This window comes from Pseudomonas sp. HMSC057H01, assembly GCF_001836405.1.
Taxonomy (GTDB): Bacteria; Pseudomonadota; Gammaproteobacteria; order Pseudomonadales; family Pseudomonadaceae; genus Pseudomonas; species Pseudomonas aeruginosa.
On sequence record NZ_KV828514.1, the window covers coordinates 27564 to 47716 of the forward strand.

The 20153-nt window shown below is 66.9% G+C and carries 20 protein-coding genes; 7 read left to right on the forward strand and 13 right to left on the reverse strand.

Annotation, left to right across the window (positions count from 1 at the left end):
* Positions 1–82 precede the first annotated feature (82 nt).
* Positions 83–811, reverse strand: a complete 729-nt coding sequence (locus HMPREF2581_RS28270) for a GntR family transcriptional regulator (protein WP_003101372.1) — start codon at positions 809–811, stop codon at positions 83–85.
* Positions 812–1119: 308 nt separating this feature from the next.
* Here HMPREF2581_RS28270 and HMPREF2581_RS28275 point away from each other — a divergent pair, with 308 nt between their 5' ends.
* Together HMPREF2581_RS28275 and HMPREF2581_RS28280 are read left to right on the forward strand one after the other, a co-directional pair.
* Positions 1120–2142 carry a GlxA family transcriptional regulator gene (locus HMPREF2581_RS28275; RefSeq protein WP_003129343.1) on the forward strand — a complete coding sequence of 341 codons (1023 nt, stop codon included), beginning with the start codon at positions 1120–1122 and terminating at the stop codon, positions 2140–2142.
* A gap of 25 nt (positions 2143–2167) precedes the next feature.
* Positions 2168–2635 (forward strand): VOC family protein, encoded by a 468-nt coding sequence (locus tag HMPREF2581_RS28280; RefSeq protein WP_003118992.1) that lies wholly within the window; start codon positions 2168–2170, stop codon positions 2633–2635.
* 3 nt (positions 2636–2638) lie between these two features.
* On the opposite strand, the gene HMPREF2581_RS28285 is transcribed toward HMPREF2581_RS28280, so the two are convergent.
* Together HMPREF2581_RS28285 and HMPREF2581_RS28290 are read right to left on the reverse strand one after the other, a co-directional pair.
* The gene (locus tag HMPREF2581_RS28285) at positions 2639–3277 is read right to left on the reverse strand and encodes an FMN-binding negative transcriptional regulator (protein ID WP_003137510.1); all 639 of its coding nucleotides are present in this window, start codon (positions 3275–3277) and stop codon (positions 2639–2641) included.
* A 27-nt stretch (positions 3278–3304) separates the two neighbouring features.
* Positions 3305–4024, reverse strand: coding sequence for a B3/B4 domain-containing protein (locus HMPREF2581_RS28290; RefSeq protein ID WP_003093570.1), 720 nt, complete (start codon positions 4022–4024; stop codon positions 3305–3307).
* Positions 4025–4324: 300 nt separating this feature from the next.
* Between HMPREF2581_RS28290 and HMPREF2581_RS28295 the strand changes: the two genes are divergently transcribed.
* Positions 4325–5968, forward strand: a complete 1644-nt coding sequence (locus HMPREF2581_RS28295; RefSeq protein ID WP_003093568.1) for an acetolactate synthase large subunit — start codon at positions 4325–4327, stop codon at positions 5966–5968.
* Between the two features lie 42 nt (positions 5969–6010).
* On the opposite strand, the gene HMPREF2581_RS28300 is transcribed toward HMPREF2581_RS28295, so the two are convergent.
* From HMPREF2581_RS28300 to HMPREF2581_RS28310, 3 genes are all read right to left on the reverse strand, one after another.
* On the reverse strand, positions 6011–7306 hold the full coding sequence (locus tag HMPREF2581_RS28300) for an OprD family porin (protein WP_003093566.1): 1296 nt from the start codon (positions 7304–7306) through the stop codon (positions 6011–6013).
* Between the two features lie 237 nt (positions 7307–7543).
* The gene (gene eftM, locus HMPREF2581_RS28305) at positions 7544–8287 is read right to left on the reverse strand and encodes a class I SAM-dependent methyltransferase EftM (protein WP_003093564.1); all 744 of its coding nucleotides are present in this window, start codon (positions 8285–8287) and stop codon (positions 7544–7546) included.
* A 99-nt stretch (positions 8288–8386) separates the two neighbouring features.
* Complete coding sequence (locus HMPREF2581_RS28310) at positions 8387–8788, reverse strand: GFA family protein (protein WP_003137513.1); 402 nt, start codon at positions 8786–8788, stop codon at positions 8387–8389.
* Positions 8789–8930: 142 nt separating this feature from the next.
* On the opposite strand from HMPREF2581_RS28310, the gene HMPREF2581_RS28315 reads away from it, so the two are divergent.
* Positions 8931–9212, forward strand: a complete 282-nt coding sequence (locus HMPREF2581_RS28315) for a peptidylprolyl isomerase (protein WP_003093561.1) — start codon at positions 8931–8933, stop codon at positions 9210–9212.
* A 320-nt stretch (positions 9213–9532) separates the two neighbouring features.
* On the opposite strand, the gene piv is transcribed toward HMPREF2581_RS28315, so the two are convergent.
* Together piv and HMPREF2581_RS28325 are read right to left on the reverse strand one after the other, a co-directional pair.
* On the reverse strand, positions 9533–10921 hold the full coding sequence (gene piv / locus HMPREF2581_RS28320) for a protease IV (protein WP_003110541.1): 1389 nt from the start codon (positions 10919–10921) through the stop codon (positions 9533–9535).
* Positions 10922–11453: 532 nt separating this feature from the next.
* The gene (locus tag HMPREF2581_RS28325; protein ID WP_003137516.1) at positions 11454–12377 is read right to left on the reverse strand and encodes a LysR family transcriptional regulator; all 924 of its coding nucleotides are present in this window, start codon (positions 12375–12377) and stop codon (positions 11454–11456) included.
* A 140-nt stretch (positions 12378–12517) separates the two neighbouring features.
* Here HMPREF2581_RS28325 and HMPREF2581_RS28330 point away from each other — a divergent pair, with 140 nt between their 5' ends.
* Positions 12518–12916 (forward strand): RidA family protein, encoded by a 399-nt coding sequence (locus HMPREF2581_RS28330; RefSeq protein WP_003101334.1) that lies wholly within the window; start codon positions 12518–12520, stop codon positions 12914–12916.
* A gap of 31 nt (positions 12917–12947) precedes the next feature.
* Here the strand turns inward: HMPREF2581_RS28330 and xth are convergent, their stop codons facing one another.
* The 3 genes from xth to HMPREF2581_RS28345 all read right to left on the reverse strand — a co-directional run bounded on the left by xth (position 12948) and on the right by HMPREF2581_RS28345 (position 15402).
* Positions 12948–13748, reverse strand: coding sequence for an exodeoxyribonuclease III (xth, locus tag HMPREF2581_RS28335; RefSeq protein ID WP_003137518.1), 801 nt, complete (start codon positions 13746–13748; stop codon positions 12948–12950).
* A gap of 22 nt (positions 13749–13770) precedes the next feature.
* The gene (locus HMPREF2581_RS28340; protein ID WP_003118177.1) at positions 13771–14334 is read right to left on the reverse strand and encodes a type 1 glutamine amidotransferase; all 564 of its coding nucleotides are present in this window, start codon (positions 14332–14334) and stop codon (positions 13771–13773) included.
* A 135-nt stretch (positions 14335–14469) separates the two neighbouring features.
* Entirely contained in the window at positions 14470–15402 is a 933-nt protein-coding gene (locus HMPREF2581_RS28345; protein ID WP_003121894.1) for an NAD(P)/FAD-dependent oxidoreductase, read from the reverse strand.
* An 80-nt stretch (positions 15403–15482) separates the two neighbouring features.
* Between HMPREF2581_RS28345 and HMPREF2581_RS28350 the strand changes: the two genes are divergently transcribed.
* The gene (locus tag HMPREF2581_RS28350) at positions 15483–15911 is read left to right on the forward strand and encodes an Rrf2 family transcriptional regulator (protein WP_003101327.1); all 429 of its coding nucleotides are present in this window, start codon (positions 15483–15485) and stop codon (positions 15909–15911) included.
* Between the two features lie 64 nt (positions 15912–15975).
* Here HMPREF2581_RS28350 and HMPREF2581_RS28355 read toward each other — a convergent pair whose 3' ends face one another.
* Positions 15976–18384 (reverse strand): TonB-dependent siderophore receptor, encoded by a 2409-nt coding sequence (locus HMPREF2581_RS28355; protein WP_003137519.1) that lies wholly within the window; start codon positions 18382–18384, stop codon positions 15976–15978.
* Positions 18385–18726: 342 nt separating this feature from the next.
* On the opposite strand from HMPREF2581_RS28355, the gene dkgB reads away from it, so the two are divergent.
* Positions 18727–19545 (forward strand): 2,5-didehydrogluconate reductase DkgB, encoded by an 819-nt coding sequence (gene dkgB, locus HMPREF2581_RS28360; protein WP_003137520.1) that lies wholly within the window; start codon positions 18727–18729, stop codon positions 19543–19545.
* A gap of 49 nt (positions 19546–19594) precedes the next feature.
* Here dkgB and HMPREF2581_RS28365 read toward each other — a convergent pair whose 3' ends face one another.
* Positions 19595–20053, reverse strand: coding sequence for a GNAT family N-acetyltransferase (locus HMPREF2581_RS28365; protein WP_003137521.1), 459 nt, complete (start codon positions 20051–20053; stop codon positions 19595–19597).
* Positions 20054–20153: the final 100 nt, after the last annotated feature.

Below are 20153 nucleotides of genomic sequence, written 5' to 3' on the forward strand. Positions count from 1 at the left end.
GACTCTTGTTATTGGAACCCGGTAACCATCCCCTGCGTGACCGCCTCCGCTTCTCGGGCGGGGCTGTGGCGCGGGGGGCTTGCTAACCCTCGTAGACCAGCGCCACCTCCACTCCGGCCGGCGCCGCGTACTCGGCCATGCGCCGGCGCGACAGCTCGAAATGCGCACGGACGATGTCCGCCGCCGCATCCGGATCGCGCCGCTGGATGGCATCGACGATCTGGTCGTGCTGGTCGCAGGCGAGTTCCAGGTCGCGTTGCATGTCGTCGGTGGTCGGATGGCGGTAGAAGATCTTGCCCAGCCGCGCATGGTCGATCAGCAAGCGGCGCAGGCTGGGCATGAGGTAGTCGTTGTGGGCCATCCTGCCGATCTCCAGGTGGAAGGCGTCGTTGTGGATGACGCGGTTTTCCACATGCTTCTCTTCGATGGCCTTGCGGAAATCTTCCTGGATCGCCTTGAGCGTCTCGATCTCCGCTTCGCTGGCATGGGTGGCCGCCAGTTGTGTGGTGGCGATGTAGATCAGCGGCGCGGCGAGAAAGAAGGCGTGCAGCGAGTCGTGGCTCATGGCCGCGACGCGCGGCGCACGGTTGGCTTCCAGTTCGATGTAGCCCTCGGCGGCGATCTGCCGCAGCAGTTCGCGCACCGGCGGGCGCGAGAGGCCGAACTCGTCGCACAGGGCGAGTTCGTCGACGACCGCGCCGGGCGCCAGTTCCATGCTCAGGATCCGCCGGCGCAGCGCATCGCCCAGCACCGCCTTGCGGTCGAAGGGGGCATCGGCGCTGTTCGAGTCGACGTCGGGTTGGGCTTTCATGGAGGCCTTTCTACTTGTCATGGGCTGTGTCTACAGTTTGTATAATGACTATAGGATTCTGTTAGACAATATGTCTACAGGTTTTTCGGGGCGTTTCCGTACCGTTCGTCCGCGCTGTTTCCGCTGACGCCGTGGCGTGCGAAAGGGGCAGCCCCCCCGAGGGCGTATTTGAGCATATTCCCCCGGCGCGCCAGGGAGGCGCCAAGTCACATGGCTTGCGCATATGATGGAGCGCCCGGGGTTTTCGCCGCGACGGCAGGCGTCGCGGCCCGCTGGCCGGGAACAAGAAGAACAAGAGGCACGAATCGATGGAAAGAAGGCGTTTCAGCGCCGCCCTGCAAGGGCAGAACCTCAGGTTCACCGGGGCCGGGGAGGGGGGCTCGGCACGGGCACGGGTGGGCTTCCTGCTGCTCGAACACTTTTCCCTGCCGGCCTTCACCCAGGCGCTGGACACCCTGGTGACCGCCAACCTGATCCGCAGCGAGTCCTTCGCGGTGAGCAACTTCAGCCTGAGCGGCGAGCCGGTGACCAGCGACCTCGGGTTGCTGATCTGCCCGGACCTGGCGCTCGCCTCGGCGGCGCGGCAAGGACTCGACCTGCTGGTGGTCTGCGGCGGTTTGCGCACGCCCCTGCGCTCGTCCGCCGCGCTGCGGGAAGCGTTGCAGGACGTGGCGTCGCGCGGCGTCGCCCTGGCCGGGCTGTGGAACGGTGCCTGGTTCCTCGGCGACGCCGGCCTGCTGGATGGCTACCGCTGCTGCATCCATCCCGAGCACCGCGCCGCCCTCGCCGAGATCGCCCGCAACAGCCAGGTGACCAGCGACAGCTACATGGTCGACCGCGACCGCCTGACCGCGGCCAGCCCCACCGGCGCCTTCAACCTGGCGCTGGAGTGGATCGCCCGGCGCCACGGGCGCGACCTGGTGGAGGCGGTGGTGGATATCCTCGCCTTCGAGGAGTCGCGCTACCGACGGGTGCGCCCGGCCCTGCACGAGAAGATGAGCGAGCCGCTGCGCGAAGTGATCAACCTGATGGCGGCGAATATCGAGGAACCGCTCAGCCAGGAGCAGCTCGCCCACTACGTGGGGCGCTCGCGGCGGCAGATCGAGCGGCTGTTCCAGCAGCAGCTCGGAACCACGCCGGTGCGCTACTACCTGGAGTTGCGGATCACCGAGTGCCGGCGCCTGCTGCAACATTCCGACCTGACCATGCTGGAGGTCCTGGTCGCCTGCGGCTTCGTCTCGCCCAGCCACTTCAGCAAGTGCTACACCGCCTTCTACGGCTACCCGCCGTCGAAAGAAGTGCGCTACGGCAACGTCCGCTCGACGAAATGAGGGCGTTTCGCCGGACGCGGCCGGCATGCTAGAACGGACCTTTCGCCCTGGCCTGCGGAGGTCCTGCGCCATGTCCCAGCCTTTTCTCTGGCGTCGCGTCAACGACTCGTCCGGTTTCGCCGAGCCGCGGGTGTTCATCCGTGTCTACCTGGAACCGGGCAGCATCGATGCGGCCATCGCTTTCTACGAAGACCTGCAGGGCGTCGCCCACGACATGCGCTTCGACTTTCCCGAGAAACGCCTGACACTCGCCGCAGTCGGCGCCTTCCTCCTGCTGGAGGGCAGCGACGAGGCGCTGGCGCCGTTCCGCAGCACCACTGGCACCCTGCTGGTGGACGACATCGAGCCCTATCACCGGCGGTTGCTGGCTGCCGGCGCGCAGATCATCTTCGGGCCGGCGCGCGCGCCCACCGGTGCCTGCTTCAATGCGCTGCTGCCGGACGGCACGGTGGTCGAGTTCGTCCACCACCGGCCGCAGCCGGGCGAGGCCTGAACCTCAGCCCTCGCGCCGGGCGGCGCAATCGTCCATGGCCGCGCCGATCGCCTGTTCGCCGCGGGCCAGCAGCGCTGCGCTGGCGCCGCGGATATCGCGGGCTTCCTTGTTCTGGCTGAGCTTGAACTTGCCGACCAGGCGGGTGATCTCGATTTCGATGCCGACGATCAGCCGGAGCATCTCGTCGATGTAGTCGGCGGGGCCGTCGGTCATTTTCCAGGGCTTTTCCTGGGTCGCCTCGTGGGTGCGGGTCAGGCGCGCCACCAGTCCGCGCACATAGCGTTCGTCGTCGCGGATCCGCACCCGGCCGTGGGCGTGGACCACCCGGTAGTTCCAGGTCGGCACCTGGCGGTGGTGCTCCTGCTTGCTCGGGTACCACTGCGGCGAGATGTAGGCATCGCCGGCGCGGAACACCACCAGCACCTCGTCGCCGTCGCGCAGCTCGCTCCAAACCGGGTTGTTGCGCGCGACATGGGCTTCCAGGGTGCCTTGCGCGCCCTTTGCCGGGCTCAGCTCGAACGGCAGGTGGTTGGCGTCCAGGCCCGCTTCGCCGTGGCTGACCAGCAGGCCCAGCGGATAGTCCCGGATCAGCGCGTGCAGCGCCTGCGGGTCGGACTCTTCGAAATGCGAAGGCAGGTACATGTTCTGTTCTCCTCGGGGACTGGGTCCTTATACGCTGTCGGCGGGTACCGTCGCCACGCACAGCAGGCGCGAGTCGGCGCGCATGCCGGGCATCATCAGGCGCAATTCGTCGAGCAGCAGGCCGCCCGCTTCGTGCAGGGCCGCCAGCGGCATTTCCGGCAGGCTCTCGAGGATGAACCACATGCGCCGGGCGCTGGCGTCCAGGCGGGTGCGCACGCCCTGGCGCCAGTTCCAGCGGCGGCAGGTGACGCCGAGGTCGTCGCGCCAGACCACCTCGCCGGGGTCGGGGGATTCGTCGACCGCCTCGCCGTTCTTCAGGGTGTCGAAGGTCTCGCTGCCGTCGGCGACCACCAGGCGCGGCGGGCCGGCATAGGCGGCGAGATTCTCGCCGCCTACCGGAATGGCGAATTGCACGCTGATGGCGTTGTACAGGTCCACCACCGGGTCGATGCTCGGCAGCCCGCCGTCGCGCAGCGCGCGTTTGCGCAGGGCTTCGGCGGAGCAGGGGGTACGCTGCGGCTTGGCGCCGAAGCGGCGGAACGCCTCGGCCCAGGCTGCCAGGTGCGCCTCGGCCCAGTCCGGTTCGCCACGCGCCAGCGCCTGGCAGGCGCGCTCCATGGCGCGGCCGGCGATTTCCGGACGAACGATCGGCGCCGCCTCGACGGTGAGGCTCAGGGCGCGGAAACCGGGGGCGAGGGCGGCCACCTCGGCGGCGATGACGGGGAGGATCGGGGCGTGCTCGGGCATGGTCGTCTTCAGGGTTCGGTGAGATGGAGGGGGCGGGGCATTCGGCTTGGCCGGCGCGTAAAGCGGTAGGTGGATTTTTACCATCCGGGCTCCGCCCTCACCATGAAATCAGCGAATGAATTATTAGCTGTGCTGATGATCGGGTGGTCGGGTTCAGCTGCGCTAATGGCGGGGGCGGCGTTCGCTTGCCGGCGAAGCCGGCGCCAGAGCCTTCCGCCGGCCGGTCGGGGCTGGACAGGGAGGCGCGAGGGGCGCAGTGTTCGAGCGGTCAGAACCGCCACCACCCGAGGTAGAACGCAGATGGCCAAGGCAGCCGATGTGGTTGTGCAATGCCTGGAAAACGAGGGCGTGCAGTACGTCTTCGGAATTCCCGGCGAGGAGAATCTCGACCTGCTGGAGTCCCTGCGCAAGTCGCAGATCCGGCTGGTGCTCACCCGCCACGAACAATCGGCCGGCTTCATGGCCGCCACCTACGGGCGCCTCACCGGCAAGACCGGGGTCAGCCTGTCGACCCTCGGCCCGGGCGCCACCAACCTGGTCACCGCCGGCGCCTACGCCTACCTGGGCGGCATGCCGATGCTGATGATCACCGGGCAGAAGCCGATCAAGAAGTCCAAGCAGGGCCGCTTCCAGATCCTCGACGTGGTCGGCATGATGCAGCCGCTGACCAAGTACACCCACCAGTTGGCCTCCGCCGACAACATTCCCTCGCGGGTCCGCGAGGCGTTCCGCCTGGCCGAGGAAGAGAAGCCCGGCGCGGTGCACCTGGAGCTGCCGGAGGACATCGCCGCCGAGCAGACCGACAGCCTGCCCATCCCGCCGAGCCTGAGCCGCCGGCCGCTGGCGGAATACAAGGCGATCTGCGCCGCGGTGGAGAAGCTGCGCGCCGCGCGCAGCCCGATCCTGGTGATCGGCGCCGGGGCCAACCGCAAGATGACCGCCAAGGTCCTCAAGCAACTGATCGACAAGACCGGCATTCCCTTCGTCACCACCCAGATGGGCAAGGGCGTGGTCGACGAGCGTCACCCGCGCTTCCTCGGCAACGCCGCGCTGTCCGCCGGCGACTTCGTGCATCGCGCGGTGGAGGCGGCCGACCTGATCGTCAACGTCGGCCACGACGTGATCGAGAAGCCGCCGTTCTTCATGGTTCGCGGCGGTACCGAGGTGATCCACGTGAACTTCCGTTCCGCCGAGGTGGACCCGGTGTATTTCCCGCAGATCGAAGTGGTGGGCGACATCGCCAACGCCATCTGGCAGATCGGCGAGGCGCTGGACGATACCGCGCACTGGGACTTCACCCGCCTGCTGGCGATCCGCGAGGCCAACGAGGCGCAGGTCGCCGAAGGCGCCGACGACCCGCGCTTCCCGCTCTATCCGCAGCGCCTGGTGGCCGACGTGCGCCGGGCGTTGCCGTCGCAGGGCATAGTCGCCCTGGACAACGGCATGTACAAGATCTGGTTCGCCCGCAACTACAAGGCGCACATGCCCAACACCGTGCTGCTGGACAACGCCCTCGCCACCATGGGCGCCGGCCTGCCCTCGGCGATGGCCGCGCACCTGGTCTACCCGGACCGGCCGATCGTCGCGGTGTGCGGCGATGGCGGCTTCATGATGAACAGCCAGGAACTGGAAACCGCGGTGCGGCTGAAGATGAACCTGACGGTGATCATCCTGCGCGACAACGGCTACGGGATGATCCGCTGGAAGCAATCGAACATGGGCTTCGCCGACTTCGGGCTGGACTACGGCAACCCGGACTTCGTGCGCTATGCCGAGGCCTACGGCGCCCACGGCCACCGGGTCGACAGTGCCGAGGGCTTCCTGCCGTTGCTGGAGCGCTGCCTGGGCACGCCCGGGGTGCATGTGATCGATTGCCCGGTGGATTACTCGGAGAACGACCGCATCCTCAACGTCGAGCTGCGCGAACGCGCCCTGGCGGTCTGAACCGCCGGAGCGTCGCGCCGGCGTGCGTTCCGGCGCGACGGCTCAGAACAGCGACAGGTTGTAGCTGGCGATCAGGCGCACCTCGTCCACGTCGCGCGCCGAGCGCTCGAAGTCGGTGCGGTAGGTGGCGTTGCGCAGGCGCAGGCTGAGGTCCTTGAAGCGGCCGCTCTGCACCACGTACTTCAGCTCGATGTCGCGCTCCCATTCCTTGCCCTCGTCGCCGTTGGCCAGGCGGATATGGTCGCCGTTGACGTAGCGGGTCATGAAGCTCAGGCCGGGCACGCCGACGCTGCGCAGGTCGAAGTCGTAGCGCAGTTGCCAGGAGCGTTCCTCGGGGTTGGCGAAGTCGTTCACCTGCAGGTAGTTGGCCAGGTACGGATTGCTGCCGTCGAGGTAGGGCATCGAGCTGGCGCCGTTCATCCGCTGCCAGCCGGCGCTGAGCGTGTGGCCGCCCTGGGCGTAGGCGAGCAGCAGGCTGAGGGCGCGGTTGTCGATCTTGCCGGCGCGGGCCGCGCCGGCGTCCTCGCTGTCGAACCAGCGCAGGTCGGCGCTCAGCTTGCCGGCGCCGAGCTGCCGCTTGCCCACGGCACCGAGGTAGCGCTGGCGATAGACGTTGCGCAGGCCGCCCTGGGCGTATTGCAACAGCAGGCCGTCGTTGACCTGGTAGTCGAGTTGGTAGGCGTCGAAGCGGTTGCCGGTGGTGTCGCAGGCGTAGCGTTTGTTCTTGCAGTGCAGGCGGATGTCCTGGGCATCGCTGGAGTCCCGCGCGGTGTAGCGCTCCAGGCGGGTGGCGGAGAGCCTGAGCCCGGCGATCTCCTCGCTGGTCAGCTGGGCGCCGTGGAACAGGGTCGGCAGCAGGCGTCCGTCGTTGTATTTCAGCAACGGCATGTCCGGCAGCATCGCGCCGTATCTGAACTGTGTCTGCGAGAAGCGCATCTTGCCGGCGACGCCGGCCTTGGCGTACTGGTCGACCGAGCGACGCGGATCGTGGCCGCTGGAAGGCAGCAGGCCGCTGTTGCTGTCCGCGGGGCTGGAGTCGAGCTTGATCCCGAGCATCGCCAGGGTATCCACGCCGAAGCCCAGCGCGCCCTCGGTATAGCCCGAGCGCAGGTCGAGGATGAAGCCCTGCGCGGCTTCCTCGCGCTTGGAGGCGCCCTGCGGGTTGGCCGAGCTGCCGTCGCGGAAGTCGCGGTTGAAGTAGACGGTGCGCGCTTCCAGGCGCGCGCTGCCGTCCTCGAGGAAGGCGGCAGGGGCCGGGGCGACGAATCCGCCGCACAGGGCGAGGGCGCCCAGGCCGCGAAGGGTGCGGGGCGAACGGGGGGAAAACGGGGCGGACATGCGGTGACTCTCGACAGCGGGGGGTAAAAAAGCGCGCGAAGGTGTCACAGATGGTCGGCGGGGTCTTTGCGACCTTGGTCTAGCCGAGAAGGCGCGCACGGATCGTCGGCCAGGCAGGCCTCTAGCGGGTCGGACGCAGCGTGCCGAAAGCGACGAAGAATCCTCCGCAGCCCCCTGTGAAACGCTGCCCCGCCCGTGCCAGCCTGATCGTCACGTTTGCGCCAGGATATCCGGAGGCTAGCGCTTCACGCAGACGAACAGGGCATTCCCGGAGCTGCCGGCCCAGGGCGTGATCCGTTCGTAGTCGTGTTCGAAGACCTGCACCTCGAAATGCGTCTGCAACAGGTGCTGCAGCTCGGCGAAGCTGAGGGCGACCATGGGGTGTTCGTCCTCCCAGGTCTGGGTCGTTCCGTCCGTGGTTTTCTCGATACCGAGGCGCAGCGCCTGGCGCTCGCCCTCGCCGCTGTAGTACCAGCCGGAACCGAAGGTGAAGCGGCTGCCTCGATGCTCCACGGAATGGCGGACGAACGAGCGATTGTCGATCTGCCCCTTGTCCACCGTGTTGAAACAGAACACGCCGCCATCCGCCAGTGCGCCATGCACGCTGGCCAGGCATGCGCGCAAGCGCTCCAGCCCTGCGTTGTAGTGGATCGAATAGAGGAAACAGGTGATCAGGTCCAGCGGCTCGTCCACCTGGAAGCCGGCCATGTCCTGCCGGCTGAAGTGCGCTTCGGGGCAGCGCTGTCGGGCGAGGTCGAGCATCGGCTGGTTGATGTCCAGGCCGGCGCTGCGATAGCCGAAATCGAGGAAGTGCCTCACGTGAGGGCCGGTACCGCAGGCCAGGTCCAGGTGCCGCCGGCCCTGGTTGCCGAACAACTGGTGCAGGCGACGCACGCAGTGGCTCTGCGCCTGGTAGTCGATGTCGGCGCACATCAGGTCGTAATAGTGGGACAGGTCGGTGTACAGCGCAGTGGCGGACATGGGCGGCAAGGACCGGCGGCGAAGGGCGCGGCATGGTACCCCAGGCCCGGGCTTTGCCGGCGAAAAAACAGGCACCGGCCGGCGGATCGCGGGCGGACTTCAGTCGAACCGCGGCCAGTCGTCGGCTATCCGGTACCAGCAGGCCATCGACGCGACCTGGACATGCTTCTGTTTCTCCGATGGGAAGGGCGTGTCCAGGCTGCCGAGGGCGACCGATACCCAGTCGGCGAACTTGCCTTCGCTCCTTGACCAGAACAGCGGCGAGCCGCAGCGCGAGCAGAAGCGCCGGAGCACGGCGGGGGAGGAGCTGAACGCGGCGAGCAGGTCGGCGCCGCGGTCGATGTGCAGGTCCGCGACGGGGACGCTGCCATAACTGGCGAATGCCGCCCCATGGGCCTTGCGGCACTGGCTGCAATGACGGTGGGAGAGCGCCCGCGGGGGCGACGACAGGCGGTAGCGCAGCGCGCCGCACAGGCAACTGCCGTGGAAAGTCTGGCTCATCGGAAGGCGTTCCCGGATTCGCAAAGGCGGCGAGTCAAGCAGCCCGCGCCATGCTTGTCGAGTGCCTCCTCTGGTCGTGGGCTGTCGGTGCTGGCGTCGATGTCTGCTAGGCTCTGCCGTTTCACCCTAGGAGTATTTCCCCATGGCCCGAGCCACTGCCCGCCACATCCTGGTTTCCAGCGAAGCCAAGTGCAACGAACTGAAAACCGCCATCGAAGGTGGTGCGGATTTCGCCGAAGTCGCCCGCGAGCATTCCACCTGCCCCTCCGGCCGCGACGGCGGCAACCTGGGTTCGTTCGGTCCTGGCCAGATGGTCCGCGAGTTCGACCAGGTGGTCTTCAGCGCGCCGTTGAACGTGGTCCAGGGCCCGGTGAAGACCCAGTTCGGCTACCACCTGCTGGAAGTCACCAGCCGCCAGGACTGAACGTGCGGCGGCGCATAACGCCCCTCTTCCACGCGCCGATCCGGGCGTGGGGCGAATAACCGCTGCACGGGGTAAACGGCGGATAACGCCGTTGGCGTTATGCGCCCTACCTGTCCCGGACCGATGAAGGAAGCCGCACTTCCACGCGCCAATCCGGGTGTGGGGCGAATAACCGCTGCGCGGGATAAACGGCGGATAATGCCGTTGGCACCTGTTCCGGACCGATGAAAGAAGCTGCACTTTCACGCGCCGATCCAGGCGTAGGGCGAATAACCGCTGCGCGGTTATCCGCCGGTGCGTGATCGATAGCCTGGCTGGCCTCAGGGCGCGAAGTAGCGGGATATCTGCGAATAGACGCCGCTGAAATCGGAGAAGTAGTCATTGCGCTGTGAGGTGGGCGCGCCGCAGTACGAGGGGCCGCCGTACAGGCCACCGCGTAGCTGGTAGGAACCGTCGCCGGCGACGGTCAGCAGGCCCGAGCCGGACGAGCCGCCTTCGACCACCGCCGACGGCCAGTCGACGCGGGTCAGGGCGGTATGCCCGTCGTAGGTGACGCCCACTGCCGAGACGTTGCCCTGCGAGTATTTCTTGGCGTCGCCGCGCGGATGGTGGATGTCATGGCCGAGCGAGCCGTTGGCGATCGGCGTGGCGCTCCAGCCCTGGTAGAACACGCCGGCCGGCGGAGTACGCTTGAGTTCCAGCAGCAGGGTGTCGCGCTTCGCGTCGCGGTGCAGGATATTCGCCCCGCCGGTCAGCACGGTGACGCTCTGGTTGATGGTCGAGGCGTCGCCGTAGCACTGGGTGGTGTTGTAGAACCAGATGGTCTGCAGCGTCGCGGCGGTGGCCTGGTCCTCGATGCAGTGCGCGGCCGACCAGAACAGCTGGCGCTTGGGCGAGTTGCCGTTGTTCAGCAGGGTGCCGGTGCAGATGTAGCTGCCGCCGTCCGCCGAGCTGGTGAAGACCATCTTCGCCACCGCGGCGGTGGCGTTGTCGTAGGCCCGCGTGCCGCTCTGGGTCGCGCAGACCGCATCCACCTCGCAGCTGCCGCTGGCGCCGAAGCCGTCGCGGTAGCCGGCCTTGTACAGGGAGTCGGCGAAATACGATACCTGGGGTACCGACAGGCGCAGGTCGCCCGGTTGCAGGTTGGCCGGCAGCACCAGTTCGACGGTCAGGGTATCGCCCTCGATGACCGGGCTCCAGTAGGGACGGTTGAGCGAGAGGTCCTTGCCGCTGGCCTCGAAGATTTCCTTGCCGGCGCCGGCGAAGTGCAGCAGCACGTCGTCGGGCAGCGAGCCGCTGCGGGTTTCCAGGCGAATCGCGGCGCGTAGGCTGGCGGCCCCCGCGGCGCTGATCGGGAAGCGCGCGGTGTGGCGCCCGTCCGGGGTGTCGATCCATTCGAGGGTTGCCAGGTCGATTTCCGGAGTCGCCGTCTTCAGGCCCACGCCTACTTGCAGCGGCGTACCCGGTTTCGGCGCCAGCGGCGCGGCGCGGGCCACGCGGCGGGCGGGGGGCGCGGCGAAGTGAATGCCGGCCGCCGAGGTCGCCGCGTTGGGGTTGGCGAAGCGGGCGTGGCCGGTGCTCGCCGGAGAAGCCTGGAGCACGGCGACGTCGCCAGCCATTTCGCTCGCACCGGGCGCGGCCGAGGCCTGGCTCGCGCCCGCAGCCAGCGCGAGAACCAGGCATGCATTCAGGTACGTTCTCTTATGCATGAATCGACTCCTTCAGTTTGGGGAGGGCAACTTCCTTAATCGTTCGCGTGGCGAAAGATATGCAGGGGTGACGGAGTCGTTCAAATATTTTTTATATTCGTTTCTGCTAGCTATTAAATATGAAGAAGCGTTTATGGATAGCAGAATAGATAGCTATTCCCCTCACTTGTCATTGATGTTGGAGTGCTCTCTCTACCAACTAAAGTTTGGTCTGGAGTGCCGCTATAGAGCCTTCGGCTTGCTTCATAGAGGTGCAGGGTGTAGTGCGCGAGTGCTTTGCTGGTGCATCTGTCGATGTGATCGGGTTAACGAAATCCGGATTTTCAAGTTATCCGGTTTGACCAGTCCTGAATATAAGGCTGAGTGAATCTTTCATTCATCGCTCGGAAACCGTTCCGATGTCGGCTTGGTTGAATTTCAGGATATCCGGCTTATGATCGTATCAGTCATCTTTATAATCGCGGGGCATATATAGAGCCCTGGCCGCTTACCATTACTCCAGGGTTTTCCAGGATACGCCTCCGTCTTTGTTTCAGAGCGGCGGATGCAACGGCGGCGCATGCCGCGCGATCAGTTCGGCGACCCACTCGATGAACACCCGCAGCTTGCCGCTGACGTGGCGGTTCGGCGGGAACGCCAGGTACAGCGGCATCGGCTCCAGGCTCCAGTCCTCGAACAGCGGCAGCAGCTCGCCGCGGGCGAGGGGCTCACGCGCCATGTAGTGCGGCAGCCAGAGGATGCCCAGGCCGGCCAGCCCGGCCGCCAGGTAGGCGTTGCCGTCGTCCACCGCCAGCACATGGCGGCCCGCCACCCGCAGGCTTTCCTCGCCTCTGTGCATGGCGTAGGGCAGGGCCTTGCCGGTGCGCGCCCAGAGGAAGCCGACGATGCGCTGGTGGCTGTCCTCCAGTTCGCGCGGGTGGCTCGGCACGCCGGCGCGCTGCAAGTAGGCCGGTGCCGCGTAGACCCCCAGTTGCAGGTCGCCGACCCGCCGCGCCATCAGCGACTGGTCGCGCAGTTCGCCGCCGCGGATGACGCAATCGACGTTCTCGTCGATCAGGTCGACGAGCCGATCGCTCACGCCCAGGTCGATCTGGATATCCGGATAGCGCGCATGGAACTCGGGCAACGCCGGGATCAGCAGCAGCCGCGCCAGCGGGCTCGGCACGTCGATCCGGAGACGCCCGCGGGGCGCCAGGGCGGCGCTGGAGAGGCTGGTCTCGGCATCGTCCAGTTCCGCCAGCAGGCGTACCACCCGCTCGTAGTAGGCGGCGCCGTCGGCGGTCAGGTTGAGCTTGCGCGTGGTGCGGTTGAGCAGGCGTACCCGCAGCCGCGCTTCCAGTTGCTGGACCAACTGGGTGACGCTGGTGCGGCTCATGTGCAGCGTCTCCGCCGCCTTGGTGAAGCTGCCGGTCTCCACCACACGGGCAAAGGCCTGCATCGCATCGAAACGGTCCATCGGGACTCCGGGTCGTGGAGGATTGTTTGGATTCTACAAACAGTCATGGCCAGGGTTGCGCGTTTATCCACGGCGCGCACGACCTTACCGTTCTTCCATCGACGATGACGGGGCCGGGAGCCCCAGGATGGAGGTATCGCATGACTGTACGCGACGTGGTTTTCCCCGCCGGCCGCCAGGCCCTCTACGAGCGCAACCGCTATTCCCCGGCGGTCCGCAGCGACGGCCTGCTGTTCGTCTCCGGCCAGGTCGGCAGCCGCGACGACGGCTCTCCCGAACCCGAGCTGGAGACCCAGGTCCGCCGCGCCTTCGACAATCTGAATGCGGTGCTCGCCGCGGCCGGTTGCGGGTTCGACGATGTGCTCGACGTCACCGTGTTCATGGTCGACGCCGAGGCCAACTTCGAGCGCATCTGGAAGATCGTCCCGGAGTACTGGGGCGAGGCGCCGTACCCCACGCTGACGGCGGTGGGGGTGAACTGGCTGTATGGCTTCAGCTTCGAGATCAAGGTGGTGGCGAGGTTGCCGGAGGGGCGGTGAGAGCCGATGCGCAGTGCCGGGGCCAGCTCGGCTAGCGCCGGGGCTCTGAGGGACGCCGCAGGCTTACCCAGGCCGGTGCGTGGTCGCTGGCGTGCTCCTCGCCGCGCACCCAGCGATCCACCCCGGCGTCTTCCAGGTGGTCCGCCAGGCTGGCGCTGAGCAGCAGGTGGTCGATGCGCAGCCCGGCGTCGCGTTGCCAGTGCTGGCGGAAGTAGTCCCAGAAGGTATAGATGCGCCGGTCGGGGAAACGCTGGCGTAGCGCGTCCACCCAGCCCTGCCGCAGGAGGCGCTCGAAGCACTCGCGGGACTCCGGCTGGAGCAGGGCGTCCTTTTTCCAGGAGCGGGTGTCGTAGATATCGAAGTCGCTGGGCACCACGTTGAAGTCGCCGGCCAGCACCACCGGATGGCCGCTCTCCATCAGCTCGGCGGCGTGGCGGATGAGGTGCTCGAACCAGGCCAGCTTGTAGTCGAACTTCGGTCCCGGCTGGGGATTGCCATTGGGCAGGTAAAGACTGGCCACCAGCAGGCCGTCGACGGCCGCTTCGAGGTAGCGGCTGTGGGGATCGCTGGCGTTGCCCGGCAGGCCGCGGCGTACCTCCAGCGGCTGGCTGTCGCGGGCGAGGATGGCGACGCCGTTCCACGCCGACTGGCCCTGCCAGATCGCGCCGTATCCGGCCCTCTCCAGCGCCGCGGCGGGGAAGCGCGCGTCGGGCGTCTTCAGTTCCTGCAGGCAGACGATGTCCGGCGCTTCCCGCTCCAGCCAGGCCAGCAGCGCGGCCAGCCGGGTCTGGATGCCGTTGACGTTGAAGGTGGCGATCTTCAGGGTGTCCACCGCTTGTCTCCGCGAATGACGATCAGGCGGCCGCCTGCAGGGCTTCGCCGATGGCTTCGTTGAACGCCTGCAGGTCACCCGGGTTGCGCGAGGTGATCAGAGTCCAGCCGTTCGCCGGGCAGACTTTCACCCGCGTGTCGACCCAGTCCGCGCCGGCGTTGGTCAGGTCGATACGCACGCTGGAATAGGAGGTCAGGGTCTTGCCGCGGGCGACACCGGCGTCGATCAGCAGCCAGGGGCCGTGGCAGATGGCGGCGACCGTCTTGCCTGCGTCGCTGAATTCCCTGACCAGGCGCCGGGCCTCGCTGTCCTGGCGCAGGGTGTCGGCATTCACCGTGCCGCCGGGGACCAGCAGCAAGTCGTAGTCCTCGGCGCGCAGGCCTTGCAGCCTGGCGTCGGAATTGACGATCAGGTCCTTCTCGCTGTCGTGCACCCAGGTCTGCGCTTCGCCGCCCTCGATGGTCGCGTGGGTGACCGTGGCGCCCTGTTGCTTCAGGGTCTTCAGCGGTTCGAGCAGCTCGTCGCGCTCGATGCCGGTGTTGGCGGTGATGACCAGGACGTTCTTGCCTTGCAGCTTCGCGCTCATGGTTTTCTCCTCTGCTGGTGCGCCCGTGGCGGGCGCCGTGGCGTGACATGCAGGAGAGTGGAAAGCTGGAGCGCCGGGGAGTTCGAAAGATTTGCCGGGCGGTGGGCCGGATCCTTGGCCTGTCAGCCTCCGGCGTCAGCGGAACAGCAGCGAATGATGCGCCGCGCCACCGGTGCGCGCGCCGTCGCCCACCGCGATGGCGACGTTGCCGGCCGCCAGCGCCGCGTCGCCGCAGGCGAAGACGCCGGGAACGCTGGTTTCGCGCATGCCGTCGGTCCTGATGAACGGCCCGCTCGGGCCGTCCTCGAACTCGCAGCCGAGCAACGCCGCCAGCGGGCTGGCCATGCGCGTACGCGGCTGGGTGAACAACCCCGCGAGCGTAATCGTGCGGCCACTGGCCAGGGTCACGTCGGCGCGCGCGCCGCCCAGCGCGACCACGGCTTCGCGCTCGATCGTCACGCCGCGCCGGTCCAGCCTGGACATTTGCTCGGCATCCGGTTCGAAGACGCCGTTGAGGAAAAAGGTGGTCGCTCCCCAGTCGGGCAACATCAGGGCGTGGTGGATGGCCAGCGGTGAGGCCGCCAGTACGCCAATCGGCCCGCCGTCCAGTTCGTAGCCGTGGCAATACGGGCAATGGAACACGTGCCGTCCCCAGCGCTCGGCAAGACCGGGGATCTCCGGCAGCTCGTCGGCGACCCCGCTGGCGAGGATCAGCCGGCGCGCGGTGAAGCGTTCTCCGTTGGCGGCCTTCACCACGAAACCGTCCGCCTCCTTCTTCGCCGCGACGGCGGCTTCGGACAGCCACTCGACGCTGGGATAGGCCAGCAACTGGGCGCGGGCGTCATCGGCGATGGCCGCCGGATCGCGGCCGTCCTGGCCGAGAAAGCCGTGGGAGGCCCGGGCGAAGCGGTTGCGTCGCAGTCCCGTATCCATCACCAGCACCCTGCGCCGCGCCCGCGCCAGTTGCATGCCCGCGGAGATGCCGGCGTAGCTGCCGCCCACGATGATCACGTCGAAAGTCATGGCGTATCTCCCATTCGGATAGTCACGCAACAACGTAAGTTTCATGAGATGCGCTTGTCAACGCTCTCGTAACTTTTTCTGTAGCGAGACATACTCATGGTCTTTCCGTCACGAGCCCGCCGTTCATGAGAAACGACACCCGCCTCTCGCGCATGCTCCATGTGCTGATCCATATGGCCCGCCACGAAGGGCCGGCGACTTCCGAAGCCATCGCGCAGATGCTCGGCACCAACCCGGTGGTGGTGCGACGGACCATGGCGCTGCTGAAGAACGAAGGCTACGTGAGTTCGGAGAAGGGCCATCGCGGCGGTTGGCGGCTGGCCAAGCCGTTGGCGGACATCACCTTGCTGGATATCCACCAGGCGCTGGGAGCGTCCTCGATCTTCGCCATCGGCCTGTCTACCGATCATCCGGAATGCCTGGTCGAGCAGGCGGTCAACGAAGCGCTCGGCGAGGCGTTCGAGGCGGCGCAGGCGTTGCTCCTGGAGCGCCTGGGGAGCGTCACGCTGGAGCAGTTGGCGAGCGAGTTCGAGCGCCGCTATCGGCCCTGCTGAGGCGCCTCGAAGGGCCGTTCGGACACCGCCGCCGCGCCTGCGGAGGCACGCCGGCGGTCCGGGATCAGAGCGAGTACTTCACCGTGAACATCAGGTTGCGCGGCTCGCCGTAGTTGAGGTTGCCGAAGTCGATGCCGCTGTAATAGTACTTGTCGAACAGGTTGTTGAAGTTCAGCCGCGTGTCGATCCGTTCGTTGACCTTGTAGCCGAGCATGGCATTGACCACGGTGTAGCCGCCCTGCTGGAAACCGGTGCTGCTGTCCTCGGTCTTGCTCTGGGTGGCCAGGTCGCCGCCGACGCGCCATTTGTGCAGTTCGCCGGGTAGCGTGTAGCTGGTGGCGAGCTTGAACAGGTGGCGTGGCTTGGCCGCGTCGAATGGCTTGCCCTCGTTGGCCTTGTTGCTGTCGTGCTTGTACTTGGCGTCGACGTAGGTATAGCCGGCCATCATCTGCCAGTCGTCGCTCAGCGCACCGCTCAGCTCCAGGTCGACGCCCTGGCTGCGGACCTTGCCCGAAGCGCGCGAGCAATAGCGCGAGGTGGGGCTGAAGGGGCATGGCGAGGGGCCGCCGACGTCCTCGGTGGCGCGGTTTTCCTGGTCGATCTGGAACAGCGCGATCTGCGAATTGAGCGCGCCGCCGAAGTGTTCGCCCTTCAGGCCGATCTCGTAGTTCTTGCCGGTGATCGGGTCGAGCAGGCCGCCGCCGGCGTCGAAGTTGCTCTGCGGCTTGAAGATGTCGGTATAGCTGGCGTAGACCGAGTAGGTCTGGTTCAGGTCGTAGATCACCCCGGCATAGCGGGTGACGTTGCGGGTGACCTTGTAGCTGTCGGTATCGGCGTCGGCCTTGTACCAGTCCAGGCGCCCGCCGAGGATCACTTTCAGCGGGTCGGCGAGGTTCAACCGGGTGGTGAGGTAGGCGCCTTTCTGTTCCTGGTCGAGCTTCATGCCCCACAGGCTGGTGTTCAGCCTCGGCTTGAGAGTCGAGCTCGGGTCCCATTGGGTCGGGTCCATCGGCCCGGTCGGGGTGCCGTCCTTGTTGAACAGGCTGCCCCAGCCGCCGTGGCCGTCGAAGCGTTCCTGGCGATAGCTGGCGCCGACCACCAGCTCGTGCTCGCGGCCGAGCAACTGGAAGGGACCGTTGGCATAGGCGTCATAGCTGTCGTGGTCGTCGGTGTAGCTGTAGTCGCCGGGGTTCTGGGTCATGCTGGCGCAGCCGGTGGTCGAGTAGTAGCAGTCGTTGTACAGCCCGAGCATGTTGATTCGCGCCCACAGCTTGTCGGCGGCCAGCTTCATCTGCCAACCGTTGGCGAAGCGGTGGGTCAGGTCGCTGAACAGGTGGGTGGTGTCGGTATCCCAGTAGGACCAGTCGGCGCCGTAGTAGGACGAGCGCTTGAGGTCCAGGTGGCGGCCGCCCAGCGGGCTGGGCAGGCCTACCCAGTTGTCGTTGCGGTTGTCGTTCTGGTTCGAGGCGCCGATGGCGAAGGTGGTGTCCGGGCTCAGGTCGGCTTCGGCGATCCCGTAGAACACGCCGCGTTCGCTGCTGACGTGGTCCTGGAAACTGTTGCCTTTCTGGTAGGCGACCACCGCGCGGCCGCGCAGGGTTCCTTCGCTGTTCAGCGGACCGGAAACGTCGGCCTCGCTGCGATAGCGGTCCCAGGTGCCGACGCTGCCTTGCAGGGAGGCGCGGAAGTCCTGGGTCGGACGCTTGCGCACCATGTTGATCGCCGCCGCCGGGTTGCCTGCGCCCTGCATCAGGCCGGTGGCACCGCGCACCACTTCGACGCGGTCGAACATGGCCAGGTCGGCGGCGGAAATGACGTCCTGGGTATAGGTGGAAATGCTCGTCGGCAGGCCGTCGTACATGATGTTGTCGACGTCGAAGCCGCGCGCCGCGTACTTCACCCGGGCCGGCCCGTACTGTTGCACGGTGAGGCCGGTGACGCCCTTCACCGCGTCGTTGAGGTCGCGCATGCCCTGGTCGTCCATGCGCTGGCGGGTGACCACGCTGACCGACTGAGGGGTCTCGCGGATCGACATCGCCAGCTTGGTCGAGGTGCGCATCGCCCGGGTGGTGTAGGAGCCGCTGTCTTCGGTGATGGCGGCGGTGGCCGGGTCCTGGGTGGCGACCACGCTGAGCGCGCCGAGGTCGACGCTGTCGCCGGGGGCGATGCCGGCACCTGTCGGCGCGGCCTCGACCCAGGCGTCGCCGCCCCGTACCTCCCCGCTCAGTCCGGAACCTGCGAGCAGACGCTGCAGTGCCTCGCTCGGCTCCAGCGTGCCGCGTAGGGCCGGTGCGCGCCGGTCGGCCACGGCCGCGCGGTCGAAACGGATGCGCAGGCCGCTGGCGCCCTGCAATTGCTCGAGGGATGCGGCCAGGGGCTGGGCGGGAAGGTCAAGGGCGATGGGAGCGGCCTGGGCGGCCAGGGAAAGCGAGGAGAGACCGAGCAATAACGCACTGGAAACGACGTGTTTCATCTGCAGTGTCCTGGATGGCGGCGCAGGCAGGCCGTTGGCGCGACCGGCTGCGTTTCTTGTTTATGTGGGAAACCGGCGTAGGAATTCGCGGCGGGGCAAGTGTATGTAAATGTAAAAATGGAGTAAATGATAGAGATTATCGTTATCAGTAGTATTCGTGGGAATCCGATGAACTGCGTTCTGCCAGCGGCTGGCGGGAATTTCCGCTGGATACCTCCCGTGCAGGCCGCCTGGATTCGTGATTCCAACGCAAATGAATTTGCTCGATTCGGGCCTTAATCGAAGAGATGTAAGCCGCCACACTGCGCTTCCTTCGAGTCATCCCGCCCACGGAGCGCAGCCATGTCTTCCACCATCCACCCCCTCCCGTCCTTCGGTCTCGGCACCTTCCGCCTCACCGGCCAGGTCGTCGTCGACTCGGTGCGCAGCGCCCTCGAGCTGGGTTATCGCGCCATCGATACCGCGCAGATCTACGGCAACGAGGCGGATATCGGCCGCGCGATCGCCGAGAGCGGCGTACCGCGTTCCGAGCTGTTCCTCACCACCAAGGTCTGGGTCGACAACTACGCCTGCGAAAAGCTGCTCGCCAGCCTGCGCGAGAGTCTGGAGAAACTGCGCACCGACCGGTTGGACCTGGTCCTGATCCATTGGCCGGCACCCGGCAACGGCGTCGAGCTGGCGGAGTACATGGCGGCGCTGGCGGAAGCCAAGTCCCTGGGCCTGACCCGGCGGATCGGCGTCTCCAACTTCAACATCGAACTGACCCGCCAGGCCATCGCCGCGGTCGGTGCGGGCGAGATATCCACCAACCAGATCGAACTCAGCCCTTACTTGCAGAACCGCGCGCTGACCGCCTACCTCGAGGAGCAGGGCATCGCGGTCACCTCGTACATGACCCTGGCCTACGGCAAGGTGCTGAAGGACCCGGCGCTGGCCGGGATAGCCGCCAGGCACCGGGCCACGGTCGCCCAGGTGGCGCTGGCCTGGGCGATGCAACTGGGCTACGCGGTGATTCCGTCCTCGACCCGCCGCGAGAACCTCGCCAGCAACCTGCTGGCGCGCGACCTGCGCCTGGACGCCGAGGACATGGCGCGCATCGCCGGCCTCGAGCGTAACGGCCGCGAGGTCAGTCCGCAGGGCCTGGCGCCGGCCTGGGACTGAGAACCGCGTCGAGGGTCCGCCGCGCCGAGGCTCCGGTCGCGCGGTCGGTTCAGAGCTCGATGCGGTATTCGATCACGCCCGGCTTGTCCGCCACCCAGTCGTACAGGCGCTGCGCCCTGTGGTTGCTTTCCTGGGTATGCCAGTAGAGCCGCGCGCAGCGACGTTCCTCGGCCTGCCGGCGGACGTACTCGATCAACTGCTTGCCGATCTGCTGGCCGCGCACGTCGGGCGAGACATAGAGGTCTTCCAGGTAGCAGACGTCCTGTGCCGCCCAGGTCGAGCGGTGGTAGAGGAAGTTGACGATGCCATGCAGGCCGCGACCGTCGCTGGCCACCGCGCAGTGCATCGGTTCGCCCTCGTCGAAGAAGCGCCGCCAGGTGGCCTCGGTGGTCTGTGCCGAGAGTTCGACTTCATAGAACGCCTGGTAGGCCTTCCAGTGTTCGAGCCACTGCTCGAAGTCCTCGTGTGCCACGGGGCGTACCGATACCAGTGTGTGCAGGGATTGCATCCAGTGCTTCCTTCTTTGGCTTGATGGGGCGATCCGGCGGAGGCCGGGACCGAGGGTCTTGACCCGGGTGTTTTTATAGCCGCCTAATGGCTTGCCATAT